This is a genomic window from Xanthobacter sp. (genome assembly GCF_041911315.1).
GTDB lineage: Bacteria > Pseudomonadota > Alphaproteobacteria > Rhizobiales > Xanthobacteraceae > Xanthobacter > Xanthobacter aminoxidans.
The window spans coordinates 61,457-74,325 of the sequence record NZ_JAYRPE010000076.1 but is presented as its reverse complement, the minus strand read 5'-3'; the positions used below and the strand labels follow the sequence as shown (position 1 = coordinate 74,325).

The window sequence follows — 12,869 nt, the reverse complement described above, 5'->3', positions numbered from 1 at the left end:
TCAGTTCTCGCGGAACATGGTGACGGCGGAGGGCTGGTAGCTCGACGGGGTCGAGAAGCGCCGATAGCGCTCCTGTCCCTCAGACTCCGCCGTGGCGCGCTCGGCTTCGGACAGGGCATGCGCCCGGCCATTGGCGGCGACCACGGCGGTGAGGTCCGAGAGCTGCTGGGCCTGAAGCGCCTGGAGCTGGTTGCCCGCCTGCATGGCCTGCAGTGCGCCGCTCGCCGCCTGGCTCTGCCCGACCAGTGTCGAGGCCTGGGTGCGGCCGGTATCGAGGTTGCCGACGACACCCGCCTGCACCCGCAGCGCATCCTGGAGGCCGGCGACCGTGGTCTCCCAGCGGCTCCTGGCCTGGGTGACAAGAGCGGCGTCCGAACTGCTCACGGAGACCGAGCCGTACTGGCCCTGAAACGCCCGATCGATGGCGCCGACGTCATAGGCGATCTTCTGCGCCTGCCCCAGCAACTGCTTCGTCCGCTGAGCCGACTGCTGGAGCGCGCTCAAGGAGGAGTGCGGCAGGCTCGCGAGGTTGCGGGCCTGGTTGATCAGCATCTGCGCTTCGTTCTGCAGGGAGGTGATCTGGTTGGTGAGCTGCTGCAGGGCCCGAGCCGTCTGAAGGAGGTTCTGCGCATAGTTGGAGGGGTCATAGACCACATATTGCGCGGCCGCCGGAGCCAGCGAGTACGCGAGGAGCGGCGCGGCCAGAAGTACCGCCCGCAATGAGCTGCGGATCATGGGCGTGTCTCCAGATTGTCGAGGGTGGGAATGAGGTCGGCGGCCCAGCCGAGGCCGCGATGGTGCAGCCAGGCGGCGAGGAAGCCGCCGCGCCCCTGCTCGGCAAAGATCTGCGAGAGCGCGGCCTGGTCGGTCTTGGACGAAGTGGCGCACAGGGCCAGAGCCACCTGCGACAGGCCGAGCTCGAACAGGCGGTTGCCGCGCCGGGACTGGCAGTAATAGTCCCGCTTGGGTGTTGCCCGGGCGAGGATCTCGATCTGCCGGTCGTTGAGGCCGAAGCGCCGGTAGATGGCCGTGATCTGGGGCTCCACCGCCCGCTCGTTGGGGAGCAGTAGCCGCGTCTGGCAGCTTTCTATGATGGCGGGGGCGATGGCGGAGCCGTCGATATCCGAGAGGGACTGGGTGGCGAAGACGACGCTGGCGTTCTTCTTACGAAGGGTCTTCAGCCATTCCCGGAGCTGCCCGGTGAAGCCCGGATCATCGAGCGCCAGCCATCCCTCGTCGATGATGAGGAGGGTGGGCGATCCGTCCAGCCGGTCCTCGATGCGGTGGAAGAGATAGGAGAGCACCGCCGGCGCCGCGCTAGTGCCGATCAGCCCTTCGGTCTCGAAGGCCTGGACGGAGGCCTTCCCCAGATGCTCGACCTCGGCATCGAGCAGCCGGCCATGGGCGCCGCCGATGCAATAGGGGCGCAGGGCCTGCTTCAGCGCGTTGGACTGGAGGAGGACCGCGAGACCGGTGAGGGTTCGCTCCTCCACGGGTGCGGAGGCCAGCGAAATGAGCGCCGACCAGATATGCTCCTTCACCTCCGGGGTGATGGAGAGGCCTTCGCGGGCGAGGATCGCCACAATCCAGTCTGCGGCCCAGGTGCGTTCGGAAATCTCATCTACACAGGCGAGCGGCTGGAGCGCGATGCTGTCTTCCGCGAGGCTGCCGCCCAGATCGTGCCAGTCCCCGCCCATGGCGAGGGCGGCCGCCCGGATGCTGCCGCCGAAGTCGAAGGCGAACACCCGGGAGCCGGCATAGCGCCGGAACTGCAGGGCCATGAGCGCGAGCAGCACGGACTTGCCGGCGCCGGTCGGCCCGACCACCAGCGTGTGGCCCACATCCCCCACATGGAGCGAAAAGCGGAACGGGGTGGAGCCTTCCGTCTTCCCGTAAAGCAGAGGGGGTGCCGAAAAATGCCCGTCCTGTTCGTCTCCGGCCCAGACCGCCGACAGTGGGATCATGTGCGCGAGGTTGAGGGTGGAAATGGGCGGCTGGCGGACATTGGCATAGACGTGCCCCGGGAGGCTGCCGAGCCAGGCATCCACTGCATTGAGGGTCTCCGCCATGGCCGTGAAGTCCCGGCCCTGGATCACCTTCTCCACAAGCCGCAACTTCTCGTCGGCGATGCGGGGATCGGCGTCCGAGATCGTTACCGTGGCGGCGACATAGGCAATGCCGGCATGATCGGCGCCGAGCTCCTGTAGGGCGAGGTCGGCGTCCTCCGCCTTGTTGGCGGCATCGGAATCCACCAGCACCGAGGCCTCGTTGGTTATCACCTCCTTGAGGATGGCGGCGATGGACTTGCGCTTGGCGAACCACTGCCGGCGGATCTTCGTGAGGAGCCGGATGGCGTCGGTCTTGTCGAGGAGGATGGCGCGGGTGGACCAGCGATAGGGAAAGGCCAGCCGGTTGAGATCGTCGAGGATCCCCGGCGTCGTCGCCGTGGGAAAACCCACGATGGTGAGGATGCGCAAGTGCTCCGTGCCCAACATGGGCTCGAGCCCACCGGTGAGAGGCTGGTCGGCGAGGAGAGCATCCAGGTACATGGGCGTCTCGGGAACACGCACCCGCTGGCGCCGGGTCGAGACGCAGCCGTGGAGATAGGTCAGGGTCTCGGCGTCATCGAGCCAGTGGCACTCGGGCATGAAGGCCTCGACCAGCCGCAGCACCCGGTCCGTGCGATCGATGAAAGCGCTCAGTACCCCGTGGGGATCGACGCCGTCGCGTGCACGACCCTCATAGAGCCAACTCTCCGCCCGTGCGGCATCCTCCGCCGGCGGGAGCCAACAGAAGGTGAGGAAATAGCTCGACTCGAAATGGCTGCCGGCTTCGGCGAAGCCAGCCTTGCGCTCGGCATCCACCAGCGCCGAGGCCGGATCGGGGAAGGTGCTCTCGGGATAGACCCCCGCCTCATGCCGCTGGGCCTCCACGAACAATGCCCAGCCGGAGCCGAGGTGGCGGAAGGCGCTGTTGAGGCGACTTGCCACCGCCACCAACTCGGCCGGCACGGCGGACTCAAGGTCCGGGCCGCGGAAGCGCGCCGTGCGCTGGAAGCTGCCATCCTTGTTGAGGACGACGCCTAGGGCAACGAGGGCCGCCCACGGCAAATAGTCCGCGAGCCGGCTCCCGTGTCGTCGATACTCGGTAAGGTTCATCATGGCGCGCGCCCCTCAGACCGACAAATGGGAGGGGATGCGCAGATGCCGGTGCACCACATCGACGAACAGCGGATCGCGCTTGGCGGCCCAGACGGCGGCGAGGTGGCCGATCGCCCAGAGGGCGAGGCCAACGAGCCAGAGCCTGAGCCCCAGCCCGACGGCGCCGGCGAGGGTGCCGTTGAAGATGGCCAGCGCCCGCGGCGCACCGCCGAGCAGAATCGGCTCGCTGAGTGCCCGGTGGACCGGGACGGAGAAGCCCGGCACCTCGCCGGTATCCCCGGACATCAGACCAGAGCCCCGCCGCTGAAGGAGAAGAAGGAGAGGAAGAAGCTGGAAGCGGCGAAGGCGATGGAGAGGCCGAACACGATCTGGATCAGCCGCCGGAACCCGCCCGAGGTGTCGCCGAAGGCGAGCGCGAGGCCGGTGGAGATGATGATGATCACCGCAATGATCTTGGCCACCGGCCCCTGGATGGACTCCAGGATGGACTGCAGCGGCGTCTCCCACGGCATGGAGGAGCCGGAGGCATTGGCAGCAGAGATCGCGCAGGTGAAGGCGGCAATTGCCGCAGCGGTTCGCAGCAGGCTGCGATGGAGGGAAACAGAGCTCGGCGTCACGGGGAGGTTCCTTCTACGGTAGGAGGGACAGCGGGAGAGATCCGCTAGTCGCCGTCGGGGCCGAGCCCTTCGACGCGGACGAGCTCGGTGAGCTGGCGCGCGGCACCGCGGCCGGACAGCAGGGCGATGAGATCGATGGTCTCGGAGATCAGAGCGCGCGGGACAGTGACGACGGCTTCCTGGATGAGCTGCTCCAGCCGTCGTAGGGCGCCCATGGCGCTGCCGGCGTGAATGGTGCCGATGCCGCCGGGATGGCCCGTCCCCCACGCCTTCAGGAGGTCCAGGGCCTCCGCGCCGCGTACCTCACCGATGGGGATGCGGTCGGGGCGCAGGCGGAGCGAGGAGCGCACGAGGTCGGAGAGCGAGGCGACGCCGTCCTTCGTGCGCATGGCCACGAGATTGGGCGCGGCGCACTGGAGCTCGCGAGTGTCCTCGATGAGGATGACCCGCTCGGATGTCTTGGCCACCTCGGCCAGCAGCGCATTGGTGAGGGTGGTCTTGCCGGTGGAGGTGCCGCCGACCACCAGGATGTTGGCGCGCGAGGCGACGCCCTGGCGGAGGGCCTCGGCCTGCGGTGCCGACATGATGCCGGTGGCGACATAGTCGTCGAGCGTGAACACCGCGACGGCGGGCTTGCGGATGGCGAAGGTAGGGGCGCCAACAACCGGCGGAAGCAGGCCCTCAAAACGCTCGCCCGTCCCAGGAAGCTCGGCGGAGAGCCGCGGCGCTCCGGCGTGGACCTCCGCGCCGATGTGGTGCGCGACGAGGCGGATGATGCGCTCGGCGTCGCCGGGGGCCAGCTTCTGGCCTGTGTTGGCGAGGCCTTCGGACAAGCGGTCGACCCAGAGCCGCCCGTCCGGGTTGAGCATGACCTCGACGACGGTGGGGTCATCCAACAGACGGGAGATCACAGGGCCCAGAGCGGTGCGCAGCATGCGCACGCCGCGTGTCAGGCCTTCCGATCTGTGAGCTGAAGCCGCCATGTCATCCCCGCTTTGGCCGGGAGGAGCGATGCATGAGCTTCCCGGACGGAGATGATCAAAGAAGGGGGAATTGGGGGAGATTCAACAACGGAACGCAGGCATCGCAGCGTGGCGTGCGATTGCCTGAAATCGGCGTGACGTTCGTCCTCGTGACCTTAGACCCTTTTCTCCTCCGGTTCAGGAGAGCCGGCGCAGCTTCTTGTGGTTCATGACGATGCCCTGGCGCCTCAGCATGACGTGAATCCGCCGGTAGCCGAACCGGCGGCGCTCGCCGGCCACGACCTTCATGGCCTCGCGCAAGCCTGCATCGTCGGGACGGACGCTCCGATAGCGCATACTGGTGCGATCGACGCTCAGGGCCTTGCACGCCCGACGCTGGCTCACCCCGTGCTCCGCACAGGCGTGGGCCACGGCTTTACGCCTCGCATCGGGCGTCACCATTTTTTGCGGCGACATCCTTCAGGATGGCGTTGTCCAGCATCTGCTCGGCGAGCAGCTTCTTCAGGCAGGCGTTCTCATCTTCGAGCGCCTTCAGCCGGCGGGCATCGGACACGTCCATGCCGCCATACCTCGCCTTGAACTTGTAGAAGGTGGCCGAGGAGATGCCGTGCTTGCGGCAAACGTCAGCAGTCTTCGCGCCATCCTCATCGACATCCGACGGGCCGAAAGCGCCTGAAACAAAAAAAGGCCCAGGCAACTGCCGGAGCCTCCTCTCGTTCCACACAGCCTGTTCGGCCGCCCCTTTCTTCGTACTCCCTTGCCTCGTAAGCGGAGCCCTTCCCCACCTTTCGCCGGTGAGGTTGAGGCGGTGATGTTCCGAGCCTGGAGGGCTTGGGTATATCGCGATTTCAGAGCTTACGTTTAATTCGAGCGCCGAAGAGCCGGTCCGACGCGCTGGCCATCAAGCTTAGTAAAGCCGCGAATCTATCCGCCGAATGGGGCCAACTCACTGTCAGAACGGCAGCAGAACAACGCCCATGGCGGCATGCCCGAACGTACCGTCGAGATCAACCAGGTCGCCGAAGCCGATGCCAATACCGGTCTTTTGCCATCGCGTCACCGGACGAACTCCTATCCATTCCCCACGCGGCTCACGGGTGAAGTGGATGGCGAGGTCGGTGTTGGGGTAGCCCGCAACTGGTGCTGGTCCCGGCAAGCCAGGACGGGCCATGCCGTGCAAGGTATCGGCGGGAGCAATAGCCGCGAGGAAGGCGGATGCCATTGGTATCACCGGCATGGTCCACCGGAACCAAACGCCGCCGTCTTCGGCCAAACGTGGATCCAGCACGTCCAGAAGCCAGGATTCGCCGTGGCTCACCCCAACATTGCGACGGGGTAAGTCCTGTGGATCTCTATCAGGTGGGGCTGGGTCGGAGGCATAGTCGGCTTCAAGTGTCGAAATCCGGGTTTCTCCCGCGAAGGTCATCGTGCAGCGTGCGGTAACCACACCGTCGACCTCCAGGTGCGCATCGAATAACGCGGTGCGGCGGCCCACCCGCACCGGCTGCACCCTTACCTGAAGCACGCTCCCCAACGGGGTTGGCCGAAGGAAGTCCGTGCGCACCGCAAGGGGCCGCAAACCTTCCGGCGCGGCCTTCTCCATCTCGGCCATCATCGCGGTTGTCACTATGCCGCCATGAACGCCGTCGAACGGACCGCGGGCAAAGCACCCCGCCCACCAGACGCCGTCACCAAGGTTCTCCAAAACGCTCATGGCCCGCTTACTATCGGGTGCGGTGTGGCGTGGCATTGCAGCTCCTTCTGTTTCGCTTCTATTCAATCGTGCCCCAGCGACGGCGGCATCGTACGAATCGGGAGGCGGTGTCCGTCGAAGCGATAAGGAGGAGCCAGGATAGACCTCAGCGCGCTATCGGCCGCGGCGTGCACCACCATGCCGGTGGACCGCGTCCGGTCCGATGTCAGAGCCTCGTGAAGGCCGAGAACCTCGCCGGCGGGAATGCCTTCCGCGCGCAGCTTCGCCAGCAGGTCCCCTCGGCTGTGACGGAGCAGCTCGGAGCCGATCTGCGGCAGCAGCGCCGCCCGGTTGCGCGAGCGTTCGAGATTGGTGGCGAAGCGCGGATCCTCCGCCAGCTCCGGCCGGCCGATCACCGCCGTGCAGAACCGCCGGAACTGGGCATTGTTGCCCACGGTGATGACGAGTGGCCCATCCGCCGCCTCGAACACGCCGTAAGGCACGATGGAGGGATGGGCATTGCCGTAGCGCGGCGGGTCCTTGCCCTGCACCAGCGCCTCCAGCCCGTAATAGGAGGTGATGGCGAGGCCGCAGTCGAACAGCGCTAGCTCCACCTGCCGGCCCTTGCCGGTGCGGGTGCGCTGGTAGAGCGCGGCAAGCACCGCCTGCGCGGCATACTGGCCGGTGAACAGGTCCACCGCCGCCACCCCGAACTTCAGCGGCGGCTGCCCGGCCTCCCCGTTCAGCGCCATCAGTCCGGCCTCGCCCTGCACCAGCAGGTCGTATCCCGGGCGCGTCGCCTCCGGCCCGCTGGAGCCGTAGCCGGTGATGGAGCAGTAGATGAGGCCCGGATTCTCCGCGCTGAGCGCCTCGTAGCCGAGGCCGAGGCGGTCGGCGCCGCCGGTCTTGAAGTTCTCGACCAGCACGTCACTCTCGCGCGCCATGGCCTTGACCCGGGCGAGGCCCTCCGGCGTCGAGAGGTCGATGCCGACCGACGTCTTGTTGCGGTTCACAGCGTCGAAATAGGAGGTGTTGGTGGCGCCGGTTCGCAGGCCCCAGTCGCGGGTGTCGTCGCCGCGCTCGGGGTGCTCCACCTTCACCACCTCCGCCCCGAGATCCCCCAGCACCTGTGCGCACCAAGGCCCGGCAAGGATGCGCGACAGGTCGAGCACGCGCACGCCGGCGAGCGGCAGATCGTCGGCCAGCCCATGGGCGGCGGGATTGGTTTCACTCATCGACGCAAGCTCCAGTTGGCACGCGGTCAGGCCCCCATCACCCCATCGAGCCCGCGCACCATTTCCACGAGCCGCGGGCGCACCTCGTCGAGCAGGAACTGGGGGGCGGTGATGACGGTGGGGGCGCCACAATTGATGGCCATGGGCGGCAGGCCGCGCCCCGGCCGGAAGCCGACGGCGATGGCGCTGACGCTCTCCTGCCACTCGCCGAACGAGCAGCAGCAGCCGAGCGTGGCGTGATCCTCGATCGCCTTCTCGAGAGTCTCCCGCACCTTGGGCCAGGCGAGCGGATCGAGCATGCGCAGCTCCTCGAACAGGGGCGCGCGCTCGGCCGGCGTCAGGGCGGCGATGAAGGCACGGCCGATGGACGAGCGCACCATGGACATGCGCACCCCCACCTCGATGTTGAGCGAGATGGCCGCTGGCCCGCGCATGCACTCCACGTAGCGCATGGAGAGACGGTCGCGCACCGCGAGGCCCACCGTTCCGTTGGAGAAGTTCGCCAGCTCGCGCATGGCGGGCCGCGCGATCTGGCGGACGTCGAGACCGCCCAGCGCCACCGTGCTCAGCGCCATCAGCTGGGTGCCGAGGCGATACTTGCCCACCTCCTCCACGTAATGGAGGTAGCCGAGCTTGGTGAGGGTGTAGGTGAGCCGCGAGACGGTGGAGCGGGGCAGCTTGCAGCGCTCGGTGATCTCGTGGTTGGCGAGGAAGGTCTCGCCGCGCTTGAAGCAGGCCAGCACCTCCAGCCCGCGCGCGAGAGCCGTCACGAAGTGGCGGTCGTCCTTGCCGTCGCCATCGGCGTCGAGATCTTGGGCGGCGTTTTCGGTCTGTCGCATGGTGCTGCTCTCGATGGCATCCGGACACTGCGGCGAGAGGCCCGGACCAACGCCATTATCGGGGATTCGCGGCCGGACGCGTCGCTGGCCCTACTTTCTGAAGAAAGCGGCGAACGCCACCTGCGCGGCCGGCTCCAGCCGCAGGGTGTGGAAGTGCTCGGCCTCCAGCGCCAGCGCATCCGCCACCGGGCCTGCGGTGGCCGCGCGCAGGAGGCGCTTGGTGGTGGCGAGCGAGCGCGGCGGTAGCGCCGCCAGCGCCTGCGCCTTCTCGAGCGCGAGGCCGAGCGCACCACTTTCCGCCGTCACGGCATTGACGATGCCGGCCTCCGCCGCCACCTCGGCGCCGAACACCTCGCCGAGCAGCAGTAGCTCGCTCGCGCGCTTCGATCCGGCGATGCGGGGCAGCAGGTAGCTCGAAGCCCCCTCCGGGCACAGGCCCAGATTGACGAACGGTAGGCGGAAGCGGGCTCCGGCGCCGGCATAGGCGAGATCGAAATGCAGCAGCATGGTGGTGCCGATGCCCACCGCGAACCCCTCCACCGCCGCCACCGCCGGCTTGAGAAAGGCGCTGAGGGCGTTGAGGAAGGTGAGGCCGGCGCTCGGCTCGCCCGCGTTGGAGGTGTCCTGGAAATCGGCGAGGTCGTTGCCGGCGGTGAAGCAGTTGCCGGCGCCGGTCAGCACCACCACGCGCACCGACTCAGCCTCACCGGCGGCGGCGAAGGCATCACCCAGCGCCTTGTAGGTGGCGCGGTCCAGCGCGTTGCGGCGCTCGGGCCGGGACATGGTGAGAAGGCGCACGCCGGGGTGCGGATCGGTGACGATGAGGCTCTGCGTCATGGCGGCGGCTCCTGATCCTTCTGGCGCTCCCCGGGGCGGGGGGCGGTACGGTGTCGGCATTCAGGCGGTAAAGCCCGCCGCATCAACGGCGAGGCGGGCGAGGGCGTCGGCATATTCGCGGGCGAGGCCGGCGACCACCTCGGCCACCAGCGGCGCATCGGCGATGGTGCCCACCCCCTGCCCCGCGCCCCACACGTCGCGCCACGCCTTTACCTTGCCGGAGCTGAAGCTCATGGCGGTCTTGTCGGCGTGGGGCAGGTTGTCCGGGTCGAGGCCCGAGGCGACCACGGAGGGCTTCAGGTAATTGCCCGGCACGCCGGTGAAGAAGGGCGAATAGAGGATGTCGGCCGCCTGCGCGTCGGCGATCATCTCCTTGTAGGGCGGCACCGCGCGGGATTCCACCGTGGCGATGAAGCGCGTGCCCATGTAGGCGAAGTCCGCCCCCAGCGCCTGCGCGGCGAGGATCGCCTCCCCGGTGGTGATGGCGCCGGCGAGCGCCACCGGCCCGTCGTAGAAGCGGCGCACCTCGCCCAGCAGCGCGAACGGGCTCAGCGTGCCGGCATGGCCGCCGGCCCCCGCGCACACCAGGATGAGGCCATCCACCCCCGCCTCCAGCGCCTTTTCCGCGTGGCGCACCGTGGTGACGTCGTGGAACACCACGCCGCCATAGGAATGGGCCTGCCGCACCACGTCGCCGGGCGCGCGCAGGGAGGTGATGATGAGCGGCACCTCATGGGCGACGCAGGTCTCCATGTCGCGCTCCAGCCGGTCGTTGGAGGCGTGGACGATCTGGTTCACCGCGAACGGGGCGATGCGCCGGGTGGGGTCGGCGGCGCGCGCCGCGGCGAGCTCGGCCTTGATGCGGGTGAGCCATCCATCCAGCGTGTCCGGCGCGCGGGCATTCAGCGCGGGAAAGGCGCCGACCACGCCGGCGAGGCATTCGGCGATGACCAACTCCGGTCCTGACAGGATGAACATGGGCGAGGCGATCACCGGCAGCGCGAGCGTGCCGCGGAACGCCGGCGGAAGACGATCTGACGGCGCGATCATCGGCCGGCCCCTTCCTTCGCGCCCTCGCGGGCGAAATAGAGATCATGCAGCCGGTCGAGATCGAGCCCTTCCGCCTTCTCGGACAGGATCACCTTGCCCGAGCGCATGAGGTGCACGTCGTCCGCCACCGAGAGGGCGACGCGGGTGTTCTGCTCGATCAGGACGATGGTGGTGCCCTCGCCCTTCAGCCGGCGGATGATGTCGAACACCTCGTTGACGATCACCGGGGCGAGGCCCAGCGACGGCTCGTCGATGAGCAGGATGCGCGGCTTGGCCATCAGCCCGCGGCCCATGGCCACCATCTGCGCCTCGCCGCCGGAGAGCGAGCCGGCGAGCTGGTGCCGGCGCTCCTTCAGGCGCGGGAAGAAGGCGTACATGCGCTCCAGGTTGGCGGAAAGATCGCCCCGGCAGCGCTCGGGATAGGCGCCGAGGCAGAGGTTCTCCTCCACCGACATGTCGCGGAACACGAGGCGCCCTTCCGGCACCATCACCAGCCCCTGGACCGCGAGGTCCCACGTCTTGCCCTTCAGCGGCGCGCCATCCATCAGGATCTCGCCGCTAAAGGGCAGAAGCCCGGTGAGGGTGCGCAGCAGCGTGGTCTTGCCGGCGCCGTTGGGGCCGACGATGGCGGTGAGCGCGCCAGCGCGGAACGTGAGGTTCACGTCCCACAGCACGGTGATGGCGCCGTAGCCGGAGGAGAGGTTGCGCGTCTCAAGCATGGGCGGTCCCCGTGTAGCTCTCCACCACGGCCGGATTGTTGAACACCTCGGCCGGCGTGCCATCGGCGATGAGCTGGCCGAAGTTGAGCACCACCGCCCGCGTGCACAGGCCCGAGATGGTCTCGATGTCGTGCTCGACGATGACGATGGTGAGGCCGAACAGCGCGTGCAGTTCCTTCAGCTTCAGCATGAAGGAGCGCTTCGCGTTGCTCTCGAGGCCGGCCAGCACCTCGTCCAGCAGCAGCAGCTTCGGCTCGGTGGCGAGCGCCTTGGCGATCTCCAGCCGTTTCAGCTCCTGCAGAGCCAAAGCGGTGGCGGCGTCGGCATCGGCCTTGTGGGACAGCTCCATCACCGCGAGGATCTCGTCGATCCGCTTCTCGTCGTACCGCCCGGCGCCGAACACCTGCGCCACCGCGAGATTCTCGCGCACGGTCAGATGGTGCATGGGCTGGGGGATCTGGAAGGTGCGCCCGATGCCCGCCCGCGCCCTTTTGTGCAGCGGCAGGGAGGTGACTTCCCGCCCGTTGAAGCTGATCCGCCCGCGCGCCTTCACGAGGCCGGAGATGGAGTTGAACAGGGTGGTCTTGCCCGCCCCGTTCGGCCCCACGAGGCCGAGGATCTCGCCTTGCGCGATGCGGAACGAGATGCCGGACAGGGCGGTGAGGCCGCCGAAGCGGACGGTGACGGCGTCGAGCTCAAGCATGGCCCTTCTCCGCGTTCGAGAGGCCGCGGCCGGCGAGGCGCGGCAGGAAGCGGGCGACGAGGCCGGACAGCCCGTTGGGCGCCAGCAGCACCATGATGGCGAGCACGATGCCGAGCAGGATCTGGTGGCCCACCGGAATGAGGCTTTTCGCGATCACCTGGTCGAACAGATAGATCACCACCGCGCCGAAGATGGGCCCCAGCACGCTGCGATAGCCGCCGAACACCGCGGCGATGATGGGCATGACGCTCCAGATGCCGGAGAAGGCATAGTCCGGCTCCAGGAAGCCGATGATGTGGGCGTTCAGCGCGCCGAACACCCCGGCGATGAAGGCGGAAAGCAGCAGCATCCAGGTCTTCAGCACCGTGGCGTTGACGCCCACCACGCGGGTGGCGTCCTCGCTGTCGGCGATGGCGCGCAAGGCGGTGCCCACATGGCTGCGCCTGAGCGCCATGTAGACCAGCGCGAACACCACCACGCAGGCGAGCACCAGCACGTAGCTGCCGGCCCGGTCCGCGAGGTTGAAGCCGAGCACCGTCGGCAGGCCGGGATAGCGCTGCAGGCCGGCCGCGCCGCCGGTGAGCCAGTCGAGCTCGGTGGCGAGGATGCGGAAAATCTGCGCATAGGCGAGGATGGCGAGGGCGAAGTACGGCCCGGAGAGCCGCAGCGCCGGCAGCATGGCCAGCGAGAACACCGTGGCGATCAGCCCGCCCAGCGGGATGGCGAGCAGCACCGGCACGCCGAGCTTGCCGGCCAGCAGCGCCGAGCCATAGGCGCCCACCCCGAAGAAGGCGGCGTGGCCGAACGAGACCATGCCGCCGAGATTGCCCAGCAGCGCCCACGACAGGGCAAGGCCGGCGAGAATCAGCGCCGAGATCAGCAGGCCCAGCATGTAGGGGCTGGCGCCCGCCACCAGCGGCAGCAGCGCCAGCGCGAGGAGGCCCGCGCCGATGAGCGCGCCGCGCCCCCGCTGCGATGCGGCTGCGGGCGCGGCCTGCGCGGATGCGTTGGAAGTGACCGGCATGGCTTCGC

General features: G+C 68.3%; 13 protein-coding genes and 1 pseudogene. All 14 read right to left on the bottom strand.

The window, feature by feature from the left end; genetic code table 11:
- Positions 1-735: a P-type conjugative transfer protein TrbJ gene (gene trbJ, locus ACE3QW_RS22405; protein ID WP_374254110.1), complete on the bottom strand. Its 735-nt coding sequence runs from the start codon at positions 733-735 to the stop codon at positions 1-3.
- On the bottom strand, positions 732-3,161 hold the full coding sequence (trbE, locus tag ACE3QW_RS22400; protein WP_374254108.1) for a conjugal transfer protein TrbE: 2,430 nt from the start codon (positions 3,159-3,161) through the stop codon (positions 732-734). The genes trbJ and trbE overlap by 4 nt, the downstream gene beginning before the upstream one ends.
- A 12-nt stretch (positions 3,162-3,173) precedes the next feature.
- On the bottom strand, positions 3,174-3,446 hold the full coding sequence (locus tag ACE3QW_RS22395) for a VirB3 family type IV secretion system protein (RefSeq protein WP_348841475.1): 273 nt from the start codon (positions 3,444-3,446) through the stop codon (positions 3,174-3,176).
- Positions 3,446-3,745 (bottom strand): TrbC/VirB2 family protein, encoded by a 300-nt coding sequence (locus tag ACE3QW_RS22390; protein ID WP_229646893.1) that lies wholly within the window; start codon positions 3,743-3,745, stop codon positions 3,446-3,448. Before ACE3QW_RS22390 ends, ACE3QW_RS22395 begins: the two co-directional genes overlap by 1 nt.
- A 77-nt stretch (positions 3,746-3,822) precedes the next feature.
- Entirely contained in the window at positions 3,823-4,761 is a 939-nt protein-coding gene (gene trbB, locus ACE3QW_RS22385) for a P-type conjugative transfer ATPase TrbB (protein WP_374254106.1), read from the bottom strand.
- 183 nt (positions 4,762-4,944) lie between these two features.
- Positions 4,945-5,458 (bottom strand): annotated as a pseudogene (locus ACE3QW_RS22380) (transposase); the annotation flags it as partial.
- A 255-nt stretch (positions 5,459-5,713) separates the two neighbouring features.
- The gene (locus ACE3QW_RS22375; RefSeq protein ID WP_374254104.1) at positions 5,714-6,511 is read right to left on the bottom strand and encodes a thioesterase family protein; all 798 of its coding nucleotides are present in this window, start codon (positions 6,509-6,511) and stop codon (positions 5,714-5,716) included.
- 26 nt (positions 6,512-6,537) lie between these two features.
- Entirely contained in the window at positions 6,538-7,689 is a 1,152-nt protein-coding gene (locus ACE3QW_RS22370; RefSeq protein WP_229646698.1) for a CaiB/BaiF CoA-transferase family protein, read from the bottom strand.
- Positions 7,690-7,715: 26 nt separating this feature from the next.
- Positions 7,716-8,528 (bottom strand): IclR family transcriptional regulator, encoded by an 813-nt coding sequence (locus ACE3QW_RS22365; protein ID WP_229646699.1) that lies wholly within the window; start codon positions 8,526-8,528, stop codon positions 7,716-7,718.
- A gap of 90 nt (positions 8,529-8,618) precedes the next feature.
- A complete protein-coding gene (locus ACE3QW_RS22360) occupies positions 8,619-9,365 on the bottom strand; it encodes an enoyl-CoA hydratase-related protein (RefSeq protein ID WP_237355881.1) in 747 nt (248 codons plus the stop codon).
- Between the two features lie 60 nt (positions 9,366-9,425).
- Positions 9,426-10,415, bottom strand: a complete 990-nt coding sequence (locus ACE3QW_RS22355; RefSeq protein ID WP_237355880.1) for a nitronate monooxygenase family protein — start codon at positions 10,413-10,415, stop codon at positions 9,426-9,428.
- The gene (locus ACE3QW_RS22350) at positions 10,412-11,134 is read right to left on the bottom strand and encodes an ABC transporter ATP-binding protein (RefSeq protein WP_237355879.1); all 723 of its coding nucleotides are present in this window, start codon (positions 11,132-11,134) and stop codon (positions 10,412-10,414) included. Before ACE3QW_RS22350 ends, ACE3QW_RS22355 begins: the two co-directional genes overlap by 4 nt.
- Positions 11,127-11,837 (bottom strand): ABC transporter ATP-binding protein, encoded by a 711-nt coding sequence (locus tag ACE3QW_RS22345; protein WP_237355878.1) that lies wholly within the window; start codon positions 11,835-11,837, stop codon positions 11,127-11,129. Before ACE3QW_RS22345 ends, ACE3QW_RS22350 begins: the two co-directional genes overlap by 8 nt.
- Positions 11,830-12,861 carry a branched-chain amino acid ABC transporter permease gene (locus ACE3QW_RS22340; protein WP_237355877.1) on the bottom strand — a complete coding sequence of 344 codons (1,032 nt, stop codon included), beginning with the start codon at positions 12,859-12,861 and terminating at the stop codon, positions 11,830-11,832. The genes ACE3QW_RS22345 and ACE3QW_RS22340 overlap by 8 nt, the downstream gene beginning before the upstream one ends.
- Positions 12,862-12,869 lie beyond the last annotated feature (8 nt).